Annotated in this window: 21 protein-coding genes, 6 tRNA genes and 1 riboswitch; of the genes, 17 read left to right on the plus strand and 10 right to left on the minus strand. The window is 38.5% G+C overall.

Translation table 11 applies throughout. The annotated features are described in order from the left end of the window. Window positions 1–99: 99 nt before the first annotated feature. A complete protein-coding gene (gene torR, locus AC2INI_RS08455) occupies window positions 100–798 on the minus strand; it encodes a two-component system response regulator TorR (protein WP_122033066.1) in 699 nt (232 codons plus the stop codon). A 236-nt stretch (window positions 799–1034) separates the two neighbouring features. On the opposite strand from torR, the gene torD reads away from it, so the two are divergent. The 4 genes from torD to AC2INI_RS08475 all read left to right on the plus strand — a co-directional run bounded on the left by torD (window position 1035) and on the right by AC2INI_RS08475 (window position 5925). Then, window positions 1035–1682 (plus strand): molecular chaperone TorD, encoded by a 648-nt coding sequence (gene torD / locus AC2INI_RS08460; protein WP_486304611.1) that lies wholly within the window; start codon window positions 1035–1037, stop codon window positions 1680–1682. A gap of 294 nt (window positions 1683–1976) precedes the next feature. Continuing rightward, window positions 1977–2984: an HTH-type transcriptional repressor PurR gene (purR, locus tag AC2INI_RS08465; RefSeq protein WP_122033068.1), complete on the plus strand. Its 1008-nt coding sequence runs from the start codon at window positions 1977–1979 to the stop codon at window positions 2982–2984. A 160-nt stretch (window positions 2985–3144) separates the two neighbouring features. Beyond that, a riboswitch (cyclic di-GMP riboswitch) is annotated at window positions 3145–3228 on the plus strand. Between the two features lie 126 nt (window positions 3229–3354). After that, the gene (locus tag AC2INI_RS08470; RefSeq protein ID WP_122033069.1) at window positions 3355–3942 is read left to right on the plus strand and encodes a TfoX/Sxy family DNA transformation protein; all 588 of its coding nucleotides are present in this window, start codon (window positions 3355–3357) and stop codon (window positions 3940–3942) included. A 267-nt stretch (window positions 3943–4209) separates the two neighbouring features. Further along, a complete protein-coding gene (locus AC2INI_RS08475) occupies window positions 4210–5925 on the plus strand; it encodes a sensor domain-containing diguanylate cyclase (protein WP_486304612.1) in 1716 nt (571 codons plus the stop codon). Window positions 5926–5946: 21 nt separating this feature from the next. Here AC2INI_RS08475 and AC2INI_RS08480 read toward each other — a convergent pair whose 3' ends face one another. Further along, window positions 5947–6684 (minus strand): VP0952 family biofilm-associated protein, encoded by a 738-nt coding sequence (locus AC2INI_RS08480; RefSeq protein ID WP_122033070.1) that lies wholly within the window; start codon window positions 6682–6684, stop codon window positions 5947–5949. A gap of 113 nt (window positions 6685–6797) precedes the next feature. Between AC2INI_RS08480 and AC2INI_RS08485 the strand changes: the two genes are divergently transcribed. Continuing rightward, entirely contained in the window at window positions 6798–7100 is a 303-nt protein-coding gene (locus tag AC2INI_RS08485) for an MGMT family protein (protein WP_122033071.1), read from the plus strand. Window positions 7101–7135: 35 nt separating this feature from the next. Here AC2INI_RS08485 and AC2INI_RS08490 read toward each other — a convergent pair whose 3' ends face one another. Continuing rightward, entirely contained in the window at window positions 7136–7639 is a 504-nt protein-coding gene (locus AC2INI_RS08490) for a YbaY family lipoprotein (protein ID WP_122033072.1), read from the minus strand. A gap of 235 nt (window positions 7640–7874) precedes the next feature. Here AC2INI_RS08490 and tesB point away from each other — a divergent pair, with 235 nt between their 5' ends. Beyond that, window positions 7875–8738 (plus strand): acyl-CoA thioesterase II, encoded by an 864-nt coding sequence (gene tesB, locus AC2INI_RS08495; protein ID WP_486304613.1) that lies wholly within the window; start codon window positions 7875–7877, stop codon window positions 8736–8738. Window positions 8739–8817: 79 nt separating this feature from the next. On the opposite strand, the gene AC2INI_RS08500 is transcribed toward tesB, so the two are convergent. Further along, window positions 8818–9285 (minus strand): Lrp/AsnC family transcriptional regulator, encoded by a 468-nt coding sequence (locus AC2INI_RS08500; RefSeq protein ID WP_122033074.1) that lies wholly within the window; start codon window positions 9283–9285, stop codon window positions 8818–8820. Window positions 9286–9421: 136 nt separating this feature from the next. Here AC2INI_RS08500 and AC2INI_RS08505 point away from each other — a divergent pair, with 136 nt between their 5' ends. After that, the gene (locus AC2INI_RS08505) at window positions 9422–10486 is read left to right on the plus strand and encodes a PLP-dependent cysteine synthase family protein (protein ID WP_486304614.1); all 1065 of its coding nucleotides are present in this window, start codon (window positions 9422–9424) and stop codon (window positions 10484–10486) included. Window positions 10487–10612: 126 nt separating this feature from the next. Further along, window positions 10613–11296 carry a 7-cyano-7-deazaguanine synthase QueC gene (gene queC, locus AC2INI_RS08510; protein WP_122033076.1) on the plus strand — a complete coding sequence of 228 codons (684 nt, stop codon included), beginning with the start codon at window positions 10613–10615 and terminating at the stop codon, window positions 11294–11296. 81 nt (window positions 11297–11377) lie between these two features. Here the strand turns inward: queC and vexH are convergent, their stop codons facing one another. Beyond that, window positions 11378–14488 carry a vibriobactin export RND transporter permease subunit VexH gene (gene vexH / locus AC2INI_RS08515; RefSeq protein ID WP_486317269.1) on the minus strand — a complete coding sequence of 1037 codons (3111 nt, stop codon included), beginning with the start codon at window positions 14486–14488 and terminating at the stop codon, window positions 11378–11380. Between the two features lie 2 nt (window positions 14489–14490). Next, complete coding sequence (locus AC2INI_RS08520) at window positions 14491–15546, minus strand: efflux RND transporter periplasmic adaptor subunit (protein WP_486304615.1); 1056 nt, start codon at window positions 15544–15546, stop codon at window positions 14491–14493. Window positions 15547–15852: 306 nt separating this feature from the next. Between AC2INI_RS08520 and AC2INI_RS08525 the strand changes: the two genes are divergently transcribed. From AC2INI_RS08525 to grxB, 8 genes are all read left to right on the plus strand, one after another. Next, window positions 15853–15936 (plus strand) — tRNA-Tyr (locus AC2INI_RS08525). Between the two features lie 84 nt (window positions 15937–16020). Continuing rightward, window positions 16021–16104: transfer RNA gene (locus AC2INI_RS08530), tRNA-Tyr, on the plus strand. A gap of 84 nt (window positions 16105–16188) precedes the next feature. Then, window positions 16189–16272: transfer RNA gene (locus tag AC2INI_RS08535), tRNA-Tyr, on the plus strand. A gap of 84 nt (window positions 16273–16356) precedes the next feature. Then, window positions 16357–16440: transfer RNA gene (locus AC2INI_RS08540), tRNA-Tyr, on the plus strand. Between the two features lie 84 nt (window positions 16441–16524). After that, window positions 16525–16608 (plus strand) — tRNA-Tyr (locus AC2INI_RS08545). 84 nt (window positions 16609–16692) lie between these two features. Beyond that, a tRNA-Tyr gene (locus AC2INI_RS08550) sits at window positions 16693–16776 on the plus strand. A gap of 440 nt (window positions 16777–17216) precedes the next feature. Beyond that, the gene (xthA, locus tag AC2INI_RS08555; RefSeq protein WP_122033080.1) at window positions 17217–18023 is read left to right on the plus strand and encodes an exodeoxyribonuclease III; all 807 of its coding nucleotides are present in this window, start codon (window positions 17217–17219) and stop codon (window positions 18021–18023) included. 56 nt (window positions 18024–18079) lie between these two features. Next, window positions 18080–18730 carry a glutaredoxin 2 gene (grxB, locus tag AC2INI_RS08560; protein ID WP_486304616.1) on the plus strand — a complete coding sequence of 217 codons (651 nt, stop codon included), beginning with the start codon at window positions 18080–18082 and terminating at the stop codon, window positions 18728–18730. Between the two features lie 453 nt (window positions 18731–19183). Here grxB and AC2INI_RS08565 read toward each other — a convergent pair whose 3' ends face one another. The 4 genes from AC2INI_RS08565 to AC2INI_RS08580 all read right to left on the minus strand — a co-directional run bounded on the left by AC2INI_RS08565 (window position 19184) and on the right by AC2INI_RS08580 (window position 22364). Then, window positions 19184–19861 (minus strand): ABC transporter permease, encoded by a 678-nt coding sequence (locus AC2INI_RS08565; RefSeq protein WP_486304617.1) that lies wholly within the window; start codon window positions 19859–19861, stop codon window positions 19184–19186. 2 nt (window positions 19862–19863) lie between these two features. Continuing rightward, window positions 19864–20604 (minus strand): ABC transporter permease, encoded by a 741-nt coding sequence (locus AC2INI_RS08570; RefSeq protein ID WP_122033083.1) that lies wholly within the window; start codon window positions 20602–20604, stop codon window positions 19864–19866. A gap of 132 nt (window positions 20605–20736) precedes the next feature. After that, window positions 20737–21513 carry an ABC transporter substrate-binding protein gene (locus AC2INI_RS08575; protein WP_122033084.1) on the minus strand — a complete coding sequence of 259 codons (777 nt, stop codon included), beginning with the start codon at window positions 21511–21513 and terminating at the stop codon, window positions 20737–20739. Window positions 21514–21593: 80 nt separating this feature from the next. Next, the gene (locus AC2INI_RS08580) at window positions 21594–22364 is read right to left on the minus strand and encodes an ABC transporter ATP-binding protein (protein ID WP_045102369.1); all 771 of its coding nucleotides are present in this window, start codon (window positions 22362–22364) and stop codon (window positions 21594–21596) included. A gap of 612 nt (window positions 22365–22976) precedes the next feature. On the opposite strand from AC2INI_RS08580, the gene AC2INI_RS08585 reads away from it, so the two are divergent. Beyond that, entirely contained in the window at window positions 22977–24485 is a 1509-nt protein-coding gene (locus tag AC2INI_RS08585) for a DUF3360 family protein (RefSeq protein WP_122033086.1), read from the plus strand. Window positions 24486–24638 lie beyond the last annotated feature (153 nt).

Here is a 24638-nt window from a genome sequence, read left to right on the forward strand (position 1 = left end):
TATGTATGAGGCGAAATCAGTATTGACATTGATATAACAACAAAAAAAGCCACTCAATTTTGAGTGGCTTTCTGTATTATCTATCGCAGTTTATGAAAATTAATCTCCTGCGAACATATAACCTTCACCGTGTACAGTGACAAAAATTTGAGGATTTTTTGGATCCACTTCCATTTTTGCTCGCATTCTACGGATCAGTACATCAATCGTTCTATCATTTGGGGCATCTACGCGATGACTGATCATATTCAAAATACGTTCACGTGATAGAACCGTATTTGGGTATGAAGACAGAGCAACCAATAATTCATATTCTGCTTTCGTGAGTTTTACTGGCTCGCCATTATTTGACAAAGCACGACGTTGGATATCAAAAGTCCACTCACCAAAGCGAACAATACTCGACTCATCCACTTCAACAGGTTCATTGACTAACGACATACGCCAAAATAAATTTTTCACTCGTACTAATAGCTCACGTAATTCAACAGGCTTAGTAACATAATCATCAGCCCCCATTTCTAGACCAACAATGCGGTCAATACTATCTGTTCGTCCTGTAACAAGAATAATACCAATATTCGACTGACTGCGTAATTCACGCGCCAACAATAAACCATCCTCTCCTGGTAGGTTTATATCAAGCATAATTAAATCAACTTTTTGTTCAGCCAAAATAGTTCGCATTTCTGCCCCTGTTTCAGCCTCGCTCACTTGATATCCCTCGGCTTCAAAATAGCCTACAAGTTTAGAGCGAGTTACCACTTCGTCTTCAACAACTAAAATGTGATAGCTCATAATCTTCTCTTTTTTATGGTTATTAGGATGGTTCTTATCTTATTCTATTCATATTTTGTAATAATGCCAATTCTCAATTGATATTTCTGTATTTTAATTGATTCAAGACAATTCTTAATAAAAATCGAACATTAATCTTTACTCATATATTTATACACCCTGTTAATGAGAGGTGCTATTCCTTTTCATACTTATCCAGTACAATTCTTAAATAAACTTTTTGGAGTAAAAGATAAATGAACGAATTAACAGCATTTAATGAACAACGCGCTGAAATTTACTGGTGGCTTTCAAGCTTATTAGCTAATGAACTAACAACTGAGCAGCTTGAGCAGTACAACAGTTTTGAAGTACGTACTTTTTTAGCAAGCTTGGCTGAAACTCCAACGTTAGCGACATCGATGAATGCTTTAATTGAAAAACTAAATCAATTACAAAGCCGCGAAGACGTGCAACTTGAGCTATCTGCTGATTTCTGTCAAGCCTTTCTAGGCTCGGATAAAAACAGTGCTCTGCCTTACGCGTCGATATATTTAGACAAGGCAGGCATCCTAAATGGCAAGCCAGCTCAAGATATGCGAGATCTACTTTCAAAATATGACATTGCACAAAAGTCTGAGTTTAACGAACCTGCTGACCATATTGCTATTGAATTAGATTTTCTTGGTAACTTAATTGCCATGACAAATCAGCAATCATCTGAAGAAGATTTTGAAACTTACATGAATGCTCAACTAACGTTTATCAACGAACAATTACTTTCATGGGTTCCAAGATTTAGTCAAATATGTAAAGAAAGAGATGAGTTTGGTTTTTATGCTTCTGTTACCGACTTTTTAGTTGCGTTCTTACGATTAGATGCGACTTTCCTTACCGGTGAGTAATATAAATGCTAAAATTGATGCAATAAACTAACAAGTCCGTGATGTAAATCAGATTACAACCAAAATTTATTAAATCAATAATTGTTTGCACTATGCTTTACCTATAAAATGTGAACGCAAACGATAAAATTTGAAAACTAAATGAAAACCGCATTTTTGGCGGTTTTTTTTATTTATACCTTTTTATTTATACCTAGACTTAGGGCCTATTTATCTTCCATCAGTTCTTTACAGATCAAAACTCATTTTTGTTGGAAGATAAATAGCCCCTTAATAATCATTTAAGGCTTTTATATGGCTACTATTAAAGACGTTGCAAAACTTGCTTCGGTTTCAACCACCACGGTATCGCACGTAATTAACAAGACACGCTTTGTCGCAGAAGCAACTCAAAAGCGTGTATGGGAAGCAGTTGAAGAACTTAACTATGCACCAAGTGCTGTTGCTCGTAGTTTAAAGTGCAATACGACACGTACTATTGGTATGCTAGTAACTCAATCATTTAACCCATTTTTTGCTGAAGTAATGCATGGGGTTGAAAACTACTGCTACAAACAAGGTTACACACTATTTATGTGTAATACCGAGGGCGATTTAGATAAACAAAAACATTACCTTCGTATGCTTTCTGAAAAACGAGTAGATGGCTTATTGGTTATGTGTTCAGATCTTAATGAACAATTATTAGCACTACTTGAAAAGAATACCGAGTTACCAATGGTAATTATGGACTGGGGCCCTGATAGTCCACACACAGATAAAATCATTGATAACTCTGAAAAAGGTGGCTATTTAGCAACAAAACATTTGATCGAAAATGGCCATACTCAAATTGCTTGTATTACAGGTCAAGCTGAAAAAACCACATGTAAAGAACGTGTTCATGGTTTTCAACGCGCTCATGAAGAAGCTAACTTGCCATTTAAATCAGAATGGATATTAGAAGGTGACTTTGAATGCGCTTCTGCATCAAAAGCGATTGATAAGCTATTAGCCATGCAAGAGCGTCCAACTGCTTTATTTTGTTTTAACGATATAATGGCTCTGGCTGCAATCAGTCGAATTAAGCAATCTGGTTTGCGAGTGCCTGAAGATATTTCTGTTATTGGCTACGATAATATAGAACTTTCAGCTTACTTCTCACCACCGCTAACGACGATCCACCAACCTAAACGTCGTGTAGGAAAAACTGCGGTAGAGATATTATTAGAGCGAATTAAGGATAAACATCACGAACGTCGTGTTTTTGAAATGCAGCCAGAGGTTGTTTCTCGCAGTAGTGTTCTTAATCGTTTAAAATAATAATTACAATTCTTTTTATATCAAAAACTTATTTATTTCTCTTTTTTATTTAAAACTTGAACAGAGATAACAAAAAAACAACGCCATTATGTGAACCAAGATCACATAATGGCGTTTTTTGCTATAACACACCTTATTGATTGCTATATCATCAATAGTGTCACGAACATGGCAAACTATGCGAAAGTATAGGACGCAAAGCTTCCGGCCTACGTATTATATATAAGGTAGCGGGGTTGCCGACGGCGAGTATTCTGTCAATCGTTGTTAATTTTTACGTTAAAATAACAATGATTTCTTTTAAGCTTGCTACTATTTCCTCGGGCTCAGTTGTTTAGTGACATAGACTTACTAACCGAGAATTATTGCAATGGATAAACCAATACTAAAAGAATCACTTCGTTTACTTTCCTCTCTTGGGAAGATCTCTTCGCGTTCAATGTTTGGTGGCTTTGGTGTCTTTATAGATGACACTATGTTTGCCCTTGTCGTTCAAGACAAACTGCATTTACGATCAAGCGAAGAAACGATTAATTTATTTAAAGAGCAAGGATTTGAACCTTACGTTTATAAAAAACGTGGTTTTCCAGTTGTTACTAAATATTTTGCTCTTCCTGAGGAGTGTTGGAATGAACCAGATTCCATCTTGCTTCAAGCTGTTATAGCTTTAGATGTCGCGAAAAAAGATAAAGAAAAACAGAAAACCGCAGAACCATCACGTATTAAAGATTTACCAAACCTTCGATTAGCTACAGAAAGAATGCTAAAGAAAGCAGGGATTAATACAGTAGAAGAACTACGTAGTACAGGCTCAGTAAATGCTTATAAAGCAATTCAACAAACTCATTCTAGCCATGTTAGTGATGAATTATTATGGTCTCTTGAGGGAGCAATTAAAGGCACACATTGGTCTGTTGTTTCATCGGAAACAAGATGTGAACTAAGAAAGCAATTATAAATTAGCTCACAATAATTCTCCTTCATAATTTCAGATACTGTTCTTAGTTTTAAACTAAAGGCAGTATCTGCATCTCCTCGTTTTAACTTATTTATTTTACAGTTTCAAATTAAAATCATTCAGAACAAAAACTTAACCAACCAACCTTATCAATCACATCGTATTAACTTTATTGTAAATAATCTATTATTTCACCTTTAATTCAGATACCCTATATATGGTATTAAAGCCGATTAATTGGCCTAATGAATTATTGGATATTGTTAGATGAACAAAAACACAATCAGCAAAAAATGGCTCTACCTACCTATCATATGCATGATATTTACCATGTCTCTTGGTTTATTTATTTTTAACTCAACACTTTCTGATTGGCTTGAAAAAAAGGTCGAAGGTGGAATGTCTGAAGAAATCTCACGCGTCATAAAAGAAATAAATGATGACCAAGTTTCTTTTTCTGATTTAAAAGCCTTAGATGTTTATATAAAAACCAAGCTAGAACTAGCTAAAGAAGATCACGTAACAATCATCAAAGCTGATGGTACACCTATCGCAGACAGTGATATCTCTTTAGAAGCCGTATTACGACTTGAAAACCACCTAAATAGAAAAGAAGTTGTTGACGCTAAAAACTTAAATTATGGCACCACGACCCGCTTCAGTACTTCTCGCTTTAAAAATTTACTGTATTCAGCACAATCATTCGATTACCAAGGTCAAACTTATATTGTTAGAGTCGCGACACCATTAACGCGTATAGACGCAATGGTAGAAGAATTGATGAATATCCTAATAATTTTAATGGGGATTAATATTTCACTTGTTATTGGTTCTTCTTTATTAAGTAACAAATTGATTCAGCAGCAAGTACAAAATGAGCAAGATTTACAAGAAGATCGTATTGAGCAGCGTACTCAAGAGATTGAATTATTACATCGCCTTGCTACTATGCTTGCTGCCTGTAATTCAATTAATGAAGCTCAGATGGTGGTTGAAGATATCCTTCCTCGAATTCTTGGTAACGTAAATGGCGTTATTTCATTAATGCGTTCTTCTCGTAACCAATTGCTTGTTAAGCTTGACTGGGGCGGAGTATGGCCAGGAAGCAAAACTTATGCACCAGAAGAGTGCTGGGCGCTGCGTAAAGGTAAATTCCACCTAGCAAACGATAAGTACACAACGTTGCCTTGCTCTCATATGTCAGCAACGGGGGAAGATCAAACACTTTGTATTCCTCTGACTGCCCATGGAAATACTATCGGTATGATGCACATCTACCTTGGTGATAAAGAAGATTTAGAGCCTGATGTACAAAAACTAGCCTTTACGGTTGCAGAACATCTCGGTCTAGCTTTAGCTAACTTAAACTTACAAGAAAAACTGAGAGAACAAGCGATCAGTGATCCATTGACCGGTTTATACAATCGCCGTTACTACGAAGAAACCATCAATCAAGAAATCATGCGTGCGCATAGACATAAACAAGAAATGTCTATTCTTATGCTAGATCTTGACCATTTCAAACGCTTTAATGACAACTACGGCCATGATGCTGGTGACTATGTCCTAAAAACTATTGGTACTTTACTGCTTAATACAATGCGTGGCGAAGATACAATTTGTCGTCTTGGTGGTGAAGAGCTCGCTATTATCTTACCAAGTACCAATGCTGAAGACGCTCTTGCTGTAGCAAACGGGCTATGTGCTTCCGTAAGTGATCTCCACCTTGCAATTAAGGAACTATCATTAGGGAAACTAAGTGTTTCCATTGGTATTTCTACTTACCCTAAAAATGGGCAACAATCAGATGATTTAACCAAACTTGCTGATATTGCGCTGTATGAAGCAAAAGGGCGCGGTCGAGATCAAGCATGCCATTACGATGATTTAATTCAATCTTCTGAAGCCATTAAAGAGGCGATTGAAACTGAGTGCGATAATATAAAAAAGGAAAAAACAACTGTCGTAGCCATTAGCGGTTAATAGTAAATATAGGTGATGAACTTAATCGATAGGTTCATCATCTACTTGCATCATAAAATCAGTAACCCACCCAATCATTAAAATCATTAGCCAAGAAACCATGACCGATGCTGGCACCTCAAACTTAGGGGATATGATTAAAGTTGCAAAAGCAATGACGGGTAAAAGCCACGATAGCATAGAAAGCCAATCTCTATATTTAGATCGTCCAAGACTCTGTAAACATACAATAAGACCAGTAATTGACAAGGCAACAAGTGCCGCGTGTTGTAAGCCCCCTATCCATAATGGAATAACGAGTACCAGAGGCCACCACGCATTTCGATTCACAGGTTTCCAACTTCTCGCCGCTATCCAGACCAAAATAACACTGATTATTTGAACCAATGTTAAAGAGGCACTGCCTTCTAATTTACCTTCATATTGTAAGGCCATGATCCCAGCTTCCATTGCCACCACAACCGCAATAATAAAGGCCACCAGATGAATGCTTTTTCGTCGTGAAAAAATCACCATTAATAAGGGAAATAGAGTCCAAACAGCAATCGAGAGTGATAATGGCTGCTCACTAAGCGTTAAGCCAAACAATGACATTCCAGCAAGTAACACCCATGTAGCAACACCACCTTGAGGAATGAGCCATAACATAGGAATGGCTAAAGCAAGTAAAGGAAGCTCTCCTCCACTAATCCCAAAAGCCAATACGCCAACAACAACAAGTAGGATACTTAATATAATAGACAACACGGTTAATACCATCGCTAGCCCTCCTTGGTACAAAGCGGTTTACTTTGCTACTATTTCAGTTTAGCGGTAATACTTAGCTTTATCACTGACCAATCTCTCTTTTCTAATAGAAGATATTTATTTCAATGGATGAATTTACTCAAAGTATTTATACGAATTTATATTACGTACCGTCAGGCCGAGTCGTCACTTATGGACAGCTTGCAACGTTAGCAGGGTTTCCTAATCACTCACGACACGTGGGAAAAGTGTTAGCTAAACTCCCAGAAGATACACTGTTACCTTGGTATCGAGTTGTCAATGCACAGGGGAAGATTTCATTACTAGGTGATAAATTTGAAAAACAGAGAAGGTTGCTTGAAGAAGAAGGGATATTGATTCGAGAAGATGGGAAAATTTGCCATTTTAAACAAGTCGTCATGCCTTAAGACACAACGGCCTGTTTACATAAAGCCAGTCAATATTATTGACGAACGCCTTTTAACAATAAATCTTGTTGCATTGTTTTTGCTTCATCTGTGATCACAGCGTAGTTTGTGTCTGTTGTGAAACGTAACTTACCATCAACTTTGATTGTTGCACGTACAGAATAGCGATGATTCGCTTGAATATCAGCCGTATCAAATTCTAAAGAATAATCAAATGGTGATGACTTTTCTGCCGCTTCAAAAGTTTGCTCAGCAATCGTTTTTGATGGTGCATCCGCTAAAGACACGTCAGCTAATGTAACAGTAATCACCGCGTTTGCAGGTAAAGCAATGCGCTCACGGTAACCAACACTACCTGTCACTAATTGTGTTTCAGATGCTTCAATTACTTCAGTGCCAGACGCATCTGTTTGAGCCATATCTTCTTGCACTACCACTTCTTGCTTAACCACTTCTTTTTCTGCTTTATCTGTTGAATTGCAGCCAACCATCGTGATCCCTGTCGCTACAGAAAAAGCAATTAATAATGATTTTTTCATGTTTTTCTCTCTTATAATATTATCGTTATCTAACAAACTGACACGAATATAGACCTAATATCTCACCGTGTCTGCTTAACGACTTCATCTTTGACAGAAAACTAACTCAACCAGAGTAAAATTGCACAGTTTTGATACAAATCTGACTCAGTTAACATAGTGTTTAACTTATTGAACTGAACCTGAATCTGACTCACAATAGAGTAATCACGTCAGAGGCATTAAGGCATATAGAATGAATAAACCATTAAATGAATTACTTACACTATTGCAGTTAGAACAATTAGAACAAGGCTTATTTAGAGGTCAAAGTGAAAACCTTGGATTGCCACAAGTGTATGGTGGCCAAGTCATTGGGCAGGCACTTTCTGCTGCTCGTTATACTGTTGATAATGCTAGAACCGTTCACTCTTTCCATAGCTACTTTCTTTATCCTGGCGATCCAGAAAAAGCGATTATTTATGATGTGGAAAATTTAAGAGATGGCAGAAGCTTCAGCACACGTCGCGTTAAAGCGATTCAAAATGGCCGACCTATCTTTTACTTAACCGCTTCTTATCACGGTGATGAGCCGGGCTTTGAGCACCAATCAAGTATGCCTGATATCGCAGGGCCTGAAAATTTCACCTCAGAAACACAACTTGCAGAAGCCATTAAACACGTCCTTCCACCCACGGTTCAAAAAATATTTTGTGGTGAAAAACCAATTGAAGTTCGTCCTGTTAATATTGTTAATCCACTAGCCCCTAAAAAAGCGGCGCCAACACAACATCTGTGGATTAAGGCCAATGGTGAGCTACCAGCCGACCAATTAATCCATCAATACTTATTAGCTTATGCATCTGATTGGGGATTCTTACCAACCGCCCTTCATCCACATGAAGTCAGCTTATTAACGCCAAACTTCCAAGTGGCGACGATTGACCATTCAATGTGGTTCCACCGTCCATTTAAGATGGATGAATGGTTGTTGTACTCTATTGAAAGTACCAATGCGAGTGGTTCTCGTGGCCTAGTTCGTGGGGAAATATTCAATCAAAAAGGTGAACTTGTTGCATCAGCTATGCAGGAAGGCGTGATGAGAATGAAGAAAAAATAAACCCACCTCTTCAATCATATAATTTATCGGTCAGGTAGTTACCACCTGACCTTCTTTTTCACACATAATTACCATATAACTATAACGGTAGCTCTGTTGTATATTTTAGAGGCTCCATCGCAAATGTACTGGTGACATTCGAGATCCCATCAACACTGTTGACTAGTTTTTTATAAAAACCATCGAAGGCTTTCATGTCTGCTGATAACACTTTCATCATGTAATCATACTCTCCCGCCATTCGATAAAATTCCATCACTTCAGGGAAATCCGAAACAGTATCCACAAATTGGTTATACCACTCTTGTGAGTGATTGGATGTTTTTATCAATACAAATGCATTAAAGCTTAACCCTAATTTTTCAGGATTAAGTAAAGCCACTTTCTTTTCAATCACCCCATCTTCTTCTAGACGTTTTAATCGCTTCCAACACGGTGTTGTAGTTAAGTTAACCGCTTCTGCTAAATCATGTAACGAGATGGTGCTGTCTTTTTGCAGTAACGAAAGTAAAGTGGTATCGACCTTATCTAGCTCATGCTTTCCCATAAAAACCCCAAAATAGAAAAATTTTCTCTTTTATGCTTAATTTAAAGTAAATATAGCAAAGTTTTTCTCATTAAGCAGAGGTAAATTATTGGTATAGAAACAATGACTCACATTGACCGTATTTAAGGAAAAGATTATGTGTACAGATCATAACTGGATTAACAACGCTATTCGTAAAATTGAAGCCGACTACCAGCGCTCTGCTGATACACACTTAATCAAGCTTGATTTACCTATGCTTGATGGCATTGATTTGTACCTAAAAGATGAAAGTACGCACCCAACAGGCTCTCTTAAGCATCGCTTAGCTCGTTCTCTTTTCCTTTATGCCATTTCTAATGGTTGGATTGGTCCAAATACGCCAATTATTGAATCTTCATCAGGTAGCACTGCGGTGTCAGAGGCTTACTTTGCCCGCCTACTTGGTTTGCCATTCATTGCTGTTGTTCCTCGTAAAACAGCAAGCAAAAAGATCGAGATGATCAATTTTTACGGTGGCAAAGCACATTTTGTAGAACGTTCTGATGAAATTTATGCTGAATCTCGTCGACTTGCAGAAGAGTTAAATGGTCACTATATGGACCAATTTACTTACGCAGAGCGTGCAACAGATTGGCGTGGAAACAACAACATTGCCGATAGTATTTTTAGTCAAATGCAATTAGAAGATCACCCAGAACCAACGTGGATCGTAATGAACCCAGGTACTGGCGGTACCTCTGCAACCATCGGTCGTTTTATTCGTTACCAAAAATACAATACTAAATTGTGTGTCGTCGACCCTGAAAATTCAGTTTTCCATGAGTTCTATAAAACGGGCAATAAAGAGCTAACATTAGAGTGCGGCAGCAAAATCGAAGGCATTGGCCGTCCTCGTGTAGAGCCAAGCTTTATTCCTGGAGTTATCGATGAAATGCGTACGATTCCAGATGTAGCAAGTGTAGCAACAGCGCGTTGGCTAGAAAGCATCCTCGGCAGAAAAGCGGGTGCCTCTACTGGTACTAACCTATTTGGCGCGTTGCAATTGGCTTGTGAAATGCAACAACGTGGTGAGAAAGGCTCAATCGTGACTTTACTGTGTGATAGCGGCGAGAGATACCTTGATACCTACTATAATGATCAATGGGTGGCTAATAACATTGGCGACTTAACTCCGTTTTTAGCACAACTAAGCCGCTTTGAGAAAACGGGTCAATTATAAAAAACCAATAAAATAATAACGTCCCGTTAGGATTAAACCAATAGGTAATAACAATAAAAGCCATCGATCATCGGTGGCTTTTTTATTACAATACCAATAAATAATCCTACTGAGATTCATTCTATTATGTCTACAGCAATCGTTGTATTTAGTGGCGGTCAAGATTCCACTACCTGTTTAATTCAAGCACTTACTCAATATGATCATGTTCATTGTATTACTTTTGATTATGGCCAACGTCATAATCAGGAAATTGAAGTAGCCAAAAAAGTCGCGCTTGAACTGGGTGCAGCCTCTCACAAAGTGATGGATGTCGGTTTACTTAATGAGCTTGCTGTTAGTTCATTAACTCGCGATAACATTCCTGTCTCTCACGAACTGCAAGAAAATGGCCTACCAAATTCGTTTGTTCCTGGTCGTAATATTCTATTTTTAACCCTTGCTGGTATTTACGCTTATCAATTAGGTGCTGAATCTGTGATCACTGGTGTGTGTGAAACTGATTTTTCTGGCTACCCTGATTGCCGTGATGAGTTTGTAAAATCAATCAACCAATCTCTCGTCTTAGGTATGGATCGTAAACTTCGTATTGATACGCCATTGATGTGGCTAAACAAAGCTGAAACGTGGGCACTGGCTGATAAATACGGAAAGCTAGACTATGTTCGCAACCAAACACTAACCTGCTATAACGGTGTGATTGGTGACGGCTGTGGTGATTGTCCATCGTGTGACTTACGTAGGAATGGTCTAGATGAGTATTTAGAAAATAAAGACGCAGTAATGGCTGATTTAAACGCTAAGCTGTAAGTATAATTATTTAATTAAAAAAAAGGCCATCACTTCAAAGTAAGTAATGGCCTTTCTTTTTATCGAATTATCACTTCAATATTAATGCGAAATACGCCCTGTAATATCATGATCTAATTCTTTATTTAATAACGCTTCCACATGACCTGAAGAGTGCGTCTGTCCTGAAATTAATCGATACATCGCAGGGATAACAAATAACGTTACCAAAGTCGCAAAGGCCATACCAAAGAAGATAACCGTACCTACTGCCACTCGGCTTTCATAACCAGCGCCTGTAGACATGATCAATGGAATAGCACCTGCTAATGTCGTAAATGCTGTCATTAAAATAGGACGTAAACGACGAGCTGATGCATCAATAATCGCTTGTTCTAGCTCTATGCCTTTATCTCGCAACTGGTTCGCAAACTCAACAATCAAGATACCGTTTTTGGTTACCATTCCGATCAACATAATCATACCAATCTGGCTATAAATATTCAGTCCTTGGCCCATAATCACTAGCCCTAAGAAACCACCAAATACCCCCATTGGAACAGTAAACATCACCACCATTGGGTTAATAAAGCTTTCAAATTGTGCCGCAAGAACAAGATAAGCAACGAGCAGCGCCAATCCAAATACTACCAAAATACTTGATTGATTTTCTTTAAAGTCTTTAGACTCGCCGGTATAAGCTACTGAAATATCACTCGGTAACATTTCAATCGCTTTCGCATCCAAATAATCCAGAGCATCACCTAGCGTTGCACCATCTTTTAGGTTGGCACTTAAGGTAATGGATTTCTGTTTATTGGTGTGTGATAGACGAATAGCAGACGCAACTTCATTGATTTTAGTTACCGTATCAAGAGTAACTAATTCCCCAGTCGCCGTTCTCATGTAAATTTGGCTAAGATCCGCAGCATTATTGAAGCTATTTTCATCACCTCGTAAATACACATCGTACTCTTCGCCACGATCCACATACGTTGTTTCACTTTTACCACCAAGCATGATCTCAAGGGTATCTGAAATATCAGAGATCTTAATGCCTAACTCTGCAGCACGGTTGCGATCAACTGACACAACTAACTCTGGTGTTTTTTCAGAATAGTTAATGTCTGCACCTTCCATCAATGGGCTATTATTCGCTTCTGCTTTTAATACATCACCCCATTTTTGTAGCTCTTTGTAATCTGAACCGCCAAGCACAAATTGCACAGGCTCACTTGAACCACCACGGAAGCCTGGCATCATTGGGAATACACGAACATCTGGAATATCGACTAAGGTTTTACGAATTAAGCCTAATCCTTCTTGAGCGGTCAGATCTCTGTCTGCCCAATCTTCTAAGATCATGATAACAAAACCAGTCTGGTCGCCTGCATTACCACCAAATGCAGGTGATTGAATACTGAATGATTTTAAGAATCCTTGACCAAGTAATGGCATCAATCTCTCTTCAACAATATCCATGTTTGAGCTCATTCGGTTATAACTGGTAGCATCAGCACCACGAACAAACGCAAATAATACACCACGGTCTTCTTGCGGTGTTAATTGTGATGGGACTTGCTGCATTAGCCCGTAGCTACCGCCAATACAGGCTAAGATAATCACAGGAGCCAATAGACGCCATGCCACCGCTTTACTAACCGATTTACGATAACCTCTTTCTAAACTAGCGAACAGTTTGTCGACAAAGAGATTAAAACGATTTGGTTTAACATTCGCTTTTAAGATCTTGCTGCCTAACACTGGAGTCAGCGTTAAAGCTATCAAAGAAGAAAATAAGACCGACATCGCAAGCAATACTGAGAACTCAGTAAATAGTAGACCAACCATGCCATCCATAAATGAGATCGGCAAGAATACCATTACCAGAACCAAGGTCGTTGCTATTACAGCAAAACCCACTTCTCTTGTGCCTTTATAGGCGGCTAATAGTGGCGACTCCCCTTTTTCTAAATGATGGAAAATGTTCTCTACGACCACAATGGCATCATCAACCACTAGACCAATCGATAAGATCAGTGCCATTAACGTAATTAAATTAATTGAAAAACCAAAGTAATACGCCGCCATAAAAGACGAAATTAATGAAACAGGTACGGTAACTGCCGGTATTAACGTTGCTCGTGCTTGGCCAATAAAGATATAGAGCACTAAGATAACCAAACCACCCGTAATAAAGAGTGTGCTGTATACCTCAGAAATCGAACGATCAATAAACACGGTAGAGTCATAATCAATGGCTAAACGAGTACCTTCAGGTAGAAACTGTTGGATCTTCTCTACTTCTTCATGAACTAAATTCGCCACATCTAATGGATTCGCATCAGATTGTGGAACAATGCCCATGCTTACGTTAACAACACCATCACTTTTAAAGGTCGAATTTTCGTTTTCTGCACCGATAAACACATCTGCAACGTCTTTTAGATAAATTGATGTTCCATCGCTGGCGGTTTTAACAACAAGATAATTAAAGTCTTCTGCTTGGTTATATAAACGCTCTGTTCTAACCGACATGACAATGGCGTCATTACGAACTTCACCACCCGGGCTTTCGATATTCTCTGAACGAAGTGCTGCAGTAATATCAGAAGCAATAACGCCTCGTCCTGCCATTAAATCAGGCTTGAGCTTTACATACATAACCTTGTAAAGACCACCTGAAATATCAACCGAACTCACACCTGTAATCAAACTAAAACGGTCAACCAATACACGCTCGGTGTAATCGGTAAGCTCAGTTCGATCCATAACGCTTGAACTTAAATTGATATATAAAGACGCTTCGCCACTGCCGTTATTCTTAAAGACAACGGGGTCATCCGCTTCATCAGGCAAACTTCGCTGGGCACGAGCTACCGCATCACGAATATCACTCACACCGGTATTTAAGTCGTAACCTAGATCAAAGGTAATGGTAATACGAGACATGCTGTTACGAGTGGTTGACTCTATTTCATCAATACCACTAATACCTGAAAGCTGATCTTCCAATACAGTCGTGATCTGACTTTCAATAATCGTCGCCGAAGCACCTTCATAACGAGTACTAATAGAAACCACAGGGCTTTCAATATCAGGCATTTCACGTACGGCTAGTTTACTAAACGACACCGCACCAAACACACACAACAACAAACTTAAAACAATGGCAACCACGGGCCTTTTTACTGAGGTATCAGATAACCACATGATTATTGTCCTTTAGCAGCAGGTTGAGTCTCTTGTTCAAGTAACTTAACGGTTACGCCTTCACGCATATTAACTAAGCCTTGAACTACGATATCTTGACCAATCTCTAAACCAGATTCAATCACTACACGGTTTTCAACACGAGCGCCCAGTGCAACTTGAGTACGTGTCACTTTATTATCATCACCGATGACATAAACATAGCGTTTTGTACCTGAGTACTCTAATGCTTGAACTGGAATTATTGGTGCATTAATCGCAGGGAAGTCCAACTCTGCAGCCATCAACATACCCGGTTTCATTTTTAGATCTTTATTTGGAAATTCAATACGGATACGTAAATTCAAGGTTTCAGCATTAATACGAGAATCAATACCTACTACTTTTCCTGAAAATACCGTTTTTCCCCATGCTTGACTCATAGCATCTACTTTCATGCCTGTAGATAACATAGAAAGATAACGCTCTGGTACTTGTAGATCTAACTGCATTAAAGACAAATTATCTAAGGTCAGTAATTCAGCTCCAGCATTAACCATTTTTCCGCGGCTAAAATCGATGAATCCGACCGTGCCAGAAAAAGGAGCTGAAATGTGAAGATCTGATAAATTTGCATTTGCCGCTTCTAAACGTGCTTGGGCAATATCAACGCTGGCTTTTTGGCCATCAATTTCTGTCTGAGTAATGGCGTTCTTTTTCGCTAAACGTTGAAATTCTTTTAGTTTACGTTTTTCATCATTTAAATACGCTTGAGCCTCTTTAATAGCCGCACTGGCTTTATCATCATTTAATTGAATTAAAAGCTGACCTTTTTTGACCTCTTGATTTGCCTTAACCGCAATTCGGTCAATTTTTCCAGAGACCTCAGGAGAGATAATGACAGACTCTGCCGCTTCTAATTTACCGATTAAAGATAATGATTGAGATATTTCATGTGTTGCAACCTCTTCAGAGACAACAGCAACCGATTGATTTCCTCTTGGTTTCTTAGCATAAGAAGGTGTTGATAAAGTGCATGCTAATAAAACAGCAAGAGTAATAGACTTAGTTTGATTCATATTGATACTTATTATTTGAATTATTAAAATTACTTACTGACTCTAGTTTACCAAGTGAAAGCGGTTTTGTTCGTCAATGAATGTAAAGATGGTGCAATAAACTGTAAAAACAATCACTTCCATATGACCCTTTTTTATATTATTTGTTCAAAAATGGTGCTTTTTACCCCTTTTTGACGAAAAACCAATCATTCAAACCAAAAAACAAAGAAAAGTGCTTTACAGAAAAACGAAGTTTGCTATTATTCGCTCCGAACTTGGCAAGGTCGTTGGGAAAACTCTTGTTAAGTATAAAAATATCTCGTTGGGGGGGTTCCCGAGTGGCCAAAGGGAGCAGACTGTAAATCTGCCGCGTAAGCTTCGATGGTTCGAATCCGTCCCCCCCCACCATTATTCTTCTTAATTGTATTTACGATTAAGATAACTTGATTGCTCCGTTGGGAAACGAGTTAGTTAAGTATAAAAATCTCCGTTGGGGGGGTTCCCGAGTGGCCAAAGGGAGCAGACTGTAAATCTGCCGCGTAAGCTTCGATGGTTCGAATCCGTCCCCCCCCACCATTATTCTTCTTAATTGTATTAACGATTAAGATAACTTGATTGCTCTGTTGGGAAACGAGTTTATTAAGTATAAAAATCCTCGTTGGGGGGGTTCCCGAGTGGCCAAAGGGAGCAGACTGTAAATCTGCCGCGTAAGCTTCGATGGTTCGAATCCGTCCCCCCCCACCATTATTCTTCTTAATTGTATTAACGATTAAGATAACTTGATTACTCCGTTGGGAAACGAGTTAGTTAAGTATAAAAATCTCCGTTGGGGGGGTTCCCGAGTGGCCAAAGGGAGCAGACTGTAAATCTGCCGCGTAAGCTTCGATGGTTCGAATCCGTCCCCCCCCACCATTATTCTTCTTAATTGTATTAACGATTAAGGTAACTTGATTACTCCGTTGGGAAACGAGTTAGTTAAGTATAAAAATCTCCGTTGGGGGGGTTCCCGAGTGGCCAAAGGGAGCAGACTGTAAATCTGCCGCGTAAGCTTCGATGGTTCGAATCCGTCCCCCCCCACCATTATTCTTCTTAATTGTATTAACGATTAAGATAACTTGATTACTCCGTTGGGAAACGAGTTAGTTAAGTATAAAAATCCTCGTTGGGGGGGTTCCCGAGTGGCCAAAGGGAGCAGACTGTAAATCTGCCGCGTAAGCTTCGATGGTTCGAATCCGTCCCCCCCCACCATTATTTATCTCGATAGAGATCGAAAAGCCAATTCAGAAATGAGTTGGCTTTTTTTGTGCCTGTAATAAATAAAATGGCAAATTTCCTCTTTTTATTGCTTGCTAAAACCACTGTTCAAATATACAGTTACTTTGTTTTCGATAATATAAAAGAGGCATTAAAATGCACATAGTACAAACTCAAAAGCAGCAAGAACCTTCCCAATGGAAAGTCTGTAGCTTATGTAATAAAGAGGCTTTTTGTAACCCTTCAGCTAGCGTCACGATGGCATGGATAAAAGCTGGCTTTGGGCAGCAGAAATGCACTTGGCGCTGTGAGACTTGTCAGCCTTCTTCCAAGCTAATGAATTAACTTATCACTTAAAATAATGGTAATATCATTGTATTAAAAGATCCTGCCTTCGTTTAGGATTCAAAATAAATACAAGGACTTTAACTATAATGAAAGTAATATCATTCAACATAAATGGCCTTCGTGCTCGCCTTCATCAACTTCAAGCTATTATTGATAAGCACAACCCTGACGTTATTGGTCTACAAGAGATCAAAGTACATAACGAGATGTTTCCTGTCGAAGCTGTTGAAGCTATGGGCTACAAAGTCTACTTCCATGGCCAAAAAGCGCATTACGGTGTTGCTATGTTATGCAAGCAAGAGCCTATCTCTGTTCAGTACGGTTTTGATACTGATACCGAAGAGCATCAAAAACGCATGATCATGACAACACATCAACGTGAAGATGGCTCACAGTTCACTGTTATGAACGGTTATTTCCCACAGGGTGATAGCATCAAGCATGAAACTAAATTCCCGTATAAACGTCAATTCTATAAAGATTTAATGACGCATCTAAATACTCACCACAATAGCGATGAAGAACTCATTATTATGGGTGACATTAATATCAGCCCTATTGATTTAGATATTGGTATTGGTGAACCAAATGCGAAACGTTGGTTAAGAACAGGTAAGTGTTCATTCCAACCAGAAGAACGTGAATGGCTACAAACAGTAAAAGATTGGGGGTTTGAAGATACCTTCCGTAACCTTCACCCTGATGTCACTGATCAGTACTCATGGTTTGATTACCGCTCTAAGGGGTTTGTTGATAACCGCGGTCTTCGCATTGATGTGGTAATGGCGACACCAACACTCGCAGCTAAGTGTACTGAAGCCGGTATTGATTACGAATTACGCGGCATTGAGAAACCATCTGATCACGCGCCAATCTGGTCTACATTTAAATAACGATTTGAGCCTTACTTTATATTCTATAAGTGAGGCTTTTTTAATAAGGAAGTAGTATGAAATTATTCTTATTTGAACATTGCCCATTTTGCATGAAAGCTAAAATGGTGGCAGGTATTAAAAAACTGCCTATTGAATTCATTTATATGCAAAATGATGATGTTGATAGCCGAATCGAAAAAGTCGGTGCCAATATGGTTCCAATTTTAGAGAAAGAAGATGGTAGTTACATGGCTGAAAGCCTTGATATCGCAGAGTTTTTTGATAAACACGATCATCATTCTGTTATTGAGCAAGCGACCCACGCTGATGAAATTTCAGAATGGCTAGATACCGCTCGTCCTTTGTTCTTTAACTTAACATTCCCTCGCTGGACTCAACTAAATTTACAAGAGTTTCAACGCCCTGAAGCTGTCACTTGGTATACTGAGAAAAAAGAAGCCTTCATTGGCATGAGCTTTAAAGAGGCACTTGCTCAAAGTGATGAATACATTAATATGTTAAAGCCTCTTTTGGTTGACATTAATTTCATTACTTTACCATCAGAAAAGGGCAATAAGATCACTTGGGATGACATTAATTTGTTCCCATTCCTTCGTAACCTGACGGTAGTAAAAGGCTTGGATTTTCCTCCACACCTAAAAAATTACTTAGATGAGATCAGTGAACTGACTGACGTTAATTTATTTTTTAATAACGCAGTATAGTCGTCATTTTAATTAATGGTTATAAAATAAAAAAGAGCACATAAAAGTGCTCTTTTTTTATCATTACAATTAGAACCAGCGTTGGTACCAAAGTATTTCACCATGCTCTATGAAATCAAAAACACTTAAAAACAATGCGCAAATCACGACTAATTTTACTAGCCTTATCAATAAAAATGATAAGTTCATAACCATCTCCTCAAGAGCACAATCTGACCATTTACTTGTTCTATTGATATTAATACCAATTCCAGTAATTATCTAATCATTATTACTGGTTAAATCACTTAATAATTGCGTTAAAAATTTTTATTGTAGAATAACTACTTATAATAATTTTCGCCTTATTCTTAAGCGATTTTTCTGCGTAATAAATAGATCATCTAATTAATTACATAGCTATAAAAAAAAGAGCACATTCAGTGCTCTTTTTGATTAGTACTTAAAAAACAGCTAACTTAACGGTCTCATAAATCTCAGCATTCGAGTTTCTAATTGTTTAAATACAAAAATGATAATAAACGTTAAGCACATATAGAATAAACCTGCTGTAATATATGACTCAAACGGCGCATAATAACGAGAATTTACCAATCGAGCTGCACCCGTTAAATCCATCAAGGTCACAATTCCCGCAATAGCAGAGCCATGAAGCATAAAGATAACTTCATTACTGTAAGCTGGAAGTGCTCTACGCAATGCACTTGGTAAAATGATGCGTTTATAGGTTTGAAATTGGCTCATACCATAGGCTTTCGCTGCTTCTATTTCACCTTGTGGTAAACCATTAATTGAACCGCGAACAATCTCAGAAGTGTATGCCCCTGTATTTAGAGCAAAAGCCACTAAAGCACAAAATGATGCGTGCTCCCATAGTGTATCTTTCACTGGGAAGAACTGATCCATACCATAGTAAATAAGGTACAACTGGATTAATAACGGAGTTCCGCGGAAAAAATAAATATAAGCCCAAGCTGGCCCCCAAATTAATGGGTTGTCGCTATTCCTTGCTATCGCAGAAGGTACTGCGATACACAAGCCAATAACGAGAGAAAGTGCCACTAACCAAGCTGTAGTCCAAAGCCCTTCTAAATAAACAGGTAGGCTCTCAATAATAATTGAAAAATCCATGCTTACCTCATATGAATGCTGAATTTGCGTTCAACAAGCTTTAAAGCGCCTGTTGATATAGCAGTGAAAAGTAAAAAGATACATGCGACAGACATATAGAACGTAAATGGCATTTTAGTGGTTCCTGCCGCCATTGAACTGACTCGAACCATATCTTCTAAACCGATAATCGAAACTAACGCGGTTGTTTTTAATAAAACTAACCAATTATTACCAAATCCAGGTAAGGCATGACGGATCATTTGTGGAAATAAAATACGACGAAATGCCATTGCGCCACTCATTCCATAGGCTTTTGCTGCTTCCATCTCACCGCGGTCAACTGCCATGATTGCCCCACGGAAAGTTTCAGCCATGTAAGCACCAAAGATAAACCCAATGGTTAAAACACCGGCGATAAATGGGCTAATTTCAATATAGTCTGGAAGGTAAGAAAACCACTCATGATCTGGATTAGAATTAGTCATCCACTCATTAATCCACTCATTCGTTGCGTACAACCCGTTGTTAAGCAGCATCTGACCGCCAAAAAATAACAACATCATTAACACAAGATCGGGGATACCACGGACAACCGTTGTATAAATAGTTGCGATTCCTCTCGCCCAACGATAAGGCGCCATTTTAGCCAGTGCGCCTAGTAAACCTAGAAACACAGCTAAGATAAGAGACAATAATGCAACTTGTAGCGTCACTATCGCTCCGTCTAAGATGGAGGATTCATATCCTTGTAAATCTAACATACTGCTTCCAAGCTTTCGCTTTAATACCTATTCCAATAAAAATCAGTCGCTATTTATTGGAGTGGATATAACTATTAGAAATAATGAAAGAGACACTAGACGTGCCTCTTCCCTTTTTATACTTACTACTGCTTATTCACCATAAACATCATAGTTGAAGTATTTAGCGGCAATTTCTTGATAAATGCCTTTTTCACGCAGTGATTGAATCGCTGCATTTAGTTGCTTAGTTAAATCTTTATCTTGTTTACGAGTCGCAATCCCAAAACCGTCACCAAACCACTTTGGATCTGTTAATGATGGTCCAACAAACTCATATGCTTTACCACCTGGTTTATTAAGAAGACCTTCTTCTAATGCAGATGCATCACCAAGAACAGTATCGATTCGACCTGCTTTAAGATCTAGATAAGCTTCATCAAATGAACCATAACGTTTTAGATCTACACCTTTACCAAAGTTATCTGTTAGGTATTTATCGTGTGTTGTCGCACGCTGAACACCGACAGTTACATCTTTAAGACCCGCTTTTGTCATTACTAAATCTGTGCCTTTTTTGGCTACAAATTTATTTGGAATTAGTGCGTATTTTTCAGTGAAATCAATTTTCTTTTTACGCTCTTCAGTAATCGACATTGCTGCAATGATTGCATCATATTTACGAGCAAGCAGTGATGGAATAATACCATCCCAATCTTGCGCTACGATCTTACAACGTGCTTCCATCTCTTTACATAGTGCGTTAGCCATATCAACATCAAAGCCTTTAAGCTCACCTGATGGCTCTGTCCAACTAAAAGGAGGGTAAGCCCCTTCAATACCAAATCGAATTTGCTTCCATTCTTTTGCTTGAGCTGCGCCAGTAACGGCTGTAGATGCAACAACTGCTGCTAGTAACCACTTCTTCATTTCCTTGCTCCTGTAACTAACGATTTTTATATTTATACTATTTGTTGTGTTTCTTTTCTTGCTCTGGTATTCATCGACTTCTAATAAATAGATGAAATAAACTGTTTTAAACGTTCAGATTCTGGATTAGTAAAAAGCTTAGCGGGATCACCCTGCTCTTCCACCAAGCCTTGATGTAAGAACATCACATGATTTGATACATCACGAGCAAACGCCATTTCGTGTGTTACCACTAACATTGTGCGCCCCTCTTCAGCAAGATCTCGCATTACTCCGAGAACCTCTCCAACCAACTCAGGGTCAAGCGCTGAGGTCGGCTCATCAAATAACATAACTTCAGGATCAACCGCTAAAGCACGAGCAATGGCTGCACGTTGCTGTTGCCCACCAGATAAATGTCCTGGGTAATAATCTCTACGCTCATACAAGCCTACTTGCTTTAAAATCTGCTCAGCTTTTTCAATCGCTTCTGCTTTAGGGACGCCTAAAACATGTATCGGTGCTTCTATAACATTTTGAAGCACTGTCATATGTGACCATAAGTTAAAGCCTTGAAAAACCATCGCAAGACGTGAGCGAATTCGTTGAACTTGTTTTTCATTCGCAGGAATTGACTCTCCTAAACGATTGTTTTTCATTTCAATCAACTCACCATTAACCCAAATTTCTCCTTGAGTTGGTGTTTCAAGTAAATTGATACAACGTAGGAAAGTACTTTTACCTGAACCAGACGAACCAATAATAGAGATTACATCACCTTTATTGGCTTCTAACGAAATGCCTTTTAAAACTTCATTTTGCCCAAAGTGCTTGTGTAAGTCTTTTACTTCTAGCGCGACAGCATCCTTCATGCGCCATATACTCCTAATTCAATCACACATTAATCGTTTGCTTTTCTCTTTATTCTTAGAATTTAACACTCAAAATTATCACAAGCAACAATTTATTAACCAAACTATGAGGGGAAAACATAAACCAAATTCATAAGGAATTTTAATTCATATAAAAATCAATATTAGTCACTTATTACTTTTACTGTAACATTTCTATGCACAATAAAATTAACAATAATGAAACATTGAATTATGGCAATTTATGTTTAAATATAGCCATTAAGGCACATAAAATGCGTGGTACATGTAAATGAATTACTGCTATTATTTGTTATTTATTAAAAAATATTAACAACTTCAATATTGTTGATATCATTATAGAAATGCATCAAAAACACTGTAGTGGCATGTTTATAAAGGAAAAAGTTATCACTATTTCTATCATTAACATAATAACACCAAAGTATTAACGGTCTCATTTTGTAGTTTTCTTTCATATACAATTATATAGTGATCAAGATCAATCATTGGCTTAATTTTCGTGTGCTACACTCGGCGAAAATAACAAAAACAACATCAATATCTATTTATTGATTTTTAATTACTTAAAATTCTATTTATGAGGATTCTATGTCTATAGACAAAGATCAGAACGAAAAAAGCTATAGCGAGTTACACCGCCCAGCTTCTGAGTTCAATAGCCGTTCAGACTATTTAGATCATGAACTGCAAATAATGAAACCGCGTCGCTTTGGTTTAAACCTACCTGGCCGTGATTTCCGTTTCGAACTTGAAGATCTTGTTCCAGCATTAGCAGGTACTATTGGTATCATCGCGATGTACTCTGCTGTAATGATGTCTTGGGCCGATGGTCTTACACAAGCATGGCCGCACATCAACTTAGGTAAAGAATTTGCCATTGAAGTTGCTCGTGTTGAAATGCTAATCCCTGCGTTTTTATTCTGTATTTTAGCGTCTGGTTTCTTTAACCCTCGCGCTAACCTTGCAGGTAACCACGGCCCAATGATCCCACTTATCGGTGCGATCGCGTTAGCCGGTGCACACCCTCTTGCTCTTGCCATTTTATTAGGTGTATTCGGATTACTATTAAGTTACTTCAAAGGGGGTTCCAAGCTTGTTAACTTGACCTCTGAAGGAGTCGCAGGTGGTCTTCTTGTTTTCTTAGGCTTTAGCGGCGCAATGGGGCAAATTGGTAAAATCCAATCTTGGTCTACTGGCCTTGAAGGTGGTTTAGGCTACATTGGCTTAGTCGTACTTGCAGTAAACATCGTTCTATACGCTTACCTTGCTCGTATTAACAAACGCTGGTTAGCTATTCCTGCTTGTGCATTTGCTGGTTTAGCAGTAGCGCTTGCCCTAGGCGCTGGTTTTGACCTTAAGTTTGAAACTCAGATGGGTATTCCTAACCTAAACCCTGTTTATTGGTGGGGATCTACTACTGAAGGTTGGATGCTAGGTCTTCCAAACCTACAACACTTCTTAGCGTCTTTACCATTTGCAATTCTTGCTGTTGCAATGTGGTCTCCAGATTTCCTTGGTCACCGTATTTTCCAAGAGCTAAACTACCCACGTCGTACTGAAAAAGTATTGATGGATGTTGATGATACAATGACAATGTGTTCTATCCGTCAAATGGTAGGTACTGCTGTTGGTGGTGGTAACATTACATCGTCTTGGGGGACATACATGATCCCAGCGGCTATTGCTAAACGCCCTATTCCAGGCGGTGCTATTCTTCTTGGTATTATTGTAATGACTATTGCGATCCTTGGTTTCCCAATGGATGTTGCGGTATGGCCACCAGTAATGTGTATGGCTCTATTGGTTGGTGTATTCTTACCAATGCTTGAAGCTGGCGTACAAATGGTTAAAGAAAATAAAGATGCACAATCTGCGGGTATCTGTATATTTGCTGCTGCTGTTGCAAACCCTGTATTAGCTTGGGCTATGACAATGCTACTTGATAACAACGGTTTAATCGGTGATAAAGAACGTCCTAAGAACCTTTCTTTTATTGACCGTATCGTTATTCCTGGTGGTGTATTAGTGATTTGTTTAATCGCTATGCTAGCGGTTGGTATGCTTGAAGGCCAGTACGGCATTCCTGCATTTCTGTAACTTAGTATGGTAATCTAGGTTCAGAACTATAATACTTATGGGGTAGCGTCAACAGTTACCCCAACTTTATTAAAAAAATTGAAGATTTATTGATTTAGTTTAAGGTTTACAAAAAAAGTTTAATGTATTCTTGAAAAATCGAACGGTTAGTCG

The organism is Aliivibrio friggae (assembly GCF_057368515.1).

Coding starts and splice junctions, on each gene's coding strand:
- torR (WP_122033066.1), bottom strand. CDS start 798: ATGAGCTATCACATTTTAGTTGTTGAAGACGAAGTGGTAACTCGCTCT.
- torD (WP_486304611.1), top strand. CDS start 1,035: ATGAACGAATTAACAGCATTTAATGAACAACGCGCTGAAATTTACTGG.
- purR (WP_122033068.1), top strand. CDS start 1,977: ATGGCTACTATTAAAGACGTTGCAAAACTTGCTTCGGTTTCAACCACC.
- AC2INI_RS08470 (WP_122033069.1), top strand. CDS start 3,355: ATGGATAAACCAATACTAAAAGAATCACTTCGTTTACTTTCCTCTCTT.
- AC2INI_RS08475 (WP_486304612.1), top strand. CDS start 4,210: ATGAACAAAAACACAATCAGCAAAAAATGGCTCTACCTACCTATCATA.
- AC2INI_RS08480 (WP_122033070.1), bottom strand. CDS start 6,684: ATGGTATTAACCGTGTTGTCTATTATATTAAGTATCCTACTTGTTGTT.
- AC2INI_RS08485 (WP_122033071.1), top strand. CDS start 6,798: ATGGATGAATTTACTCAAAGTATTTATACGAATTTATATTACGTACCG.
- AC2INI_RS08490 (WP_122033072.1), bottom strand. CDS start 7,639: ATGAAAAAATCATTATTAATTGCTTTTTCTGTAGCGACAGGGATCACG.
- tesB (WP_486304613.1), top strand. CDS start 7,875: ATGAATAAACCATTAAATGAATTACTTACACTATTGCAGTTAGAACAA.
- AC2INI_RS08500 (WP_122033074.1), bottom strand. CDS start 9,285: ATGGGAAAGCATGAGCTAGATAAGGTCGATACCACTTTACTTTCGTTA.
- AC2INI_RS08505 (WP_486304614.1), top strand. CDS start 9,422: ATGTGTACAGATCATAACTGGATTAACAACGCTATTCGTAAAATTGAA.
- queC (WP_122033076.1), top strand. CDS start 10,613: ATGTCTACAGCAATCGTTGTATTTAGTGGCGGTCAAGATTCCACTACC.
- vexH (WP_486317269.1), bottom strand. CDS start 14,488: ATGTGGTTATCTGATACCTCAGTAAAAAGGCCCGTGGTTGCCATTGTT.
- AC2INI_RS08520 (WP_486304615.1), bottom strand. CDS start 15,546: ATGAATCAAACTAAGTCTATTACTCTTGCTGTTTTATTAGCATGCACT.
- xthA (WP_122033080.1), top strand. CDS start 17,217: ATGAAAGTAATATCATTCAACATAAATGGCCTTCGTGCTCGCCTTCAT.
- grxB (WP_486304616.1), top strand. CDS start 18,080: ATGAAATTATTCTTATTTGAACATTGCCCATTTTGCATGAAAGCTAAA.
- AC2INI_RS08565 (WP_486304617.1), bottom strand. CDS start 19,861: ATGGATTTTTCAATTATTATTGAGAGCCTACCTGTTTATTTAGAAGGG.
- AC2INI_RS08570 (WP_122033083.1), bottom strand. CDS start 20,604: ATGTTAGATTTACAAGGATATGAATCCTCCATCTTAGACGGAGCGATA.
- AC2INI_RS08575 (WP_122033084.1), bottom strand. CDS start 21,513: ATGAAGAAGTGGTTACTAGCAGCAGTTGTTGCATCTACAGCCGTTACT.
- AC2INI_RS08580 (WP_045102369.1), bottom strand. CDS start 22,364: ATGAAGGATGCTGTCGCGCTAGAAGTAAAAGACTTACACAAGCACTTT.
- AC2INI_RS08585 (WP_122033086.1), top strand. CDS start 22,977: ATGTCTATAGACAAAGATCAGAACGAAAAAAGCTATAGCGAGTTACAC.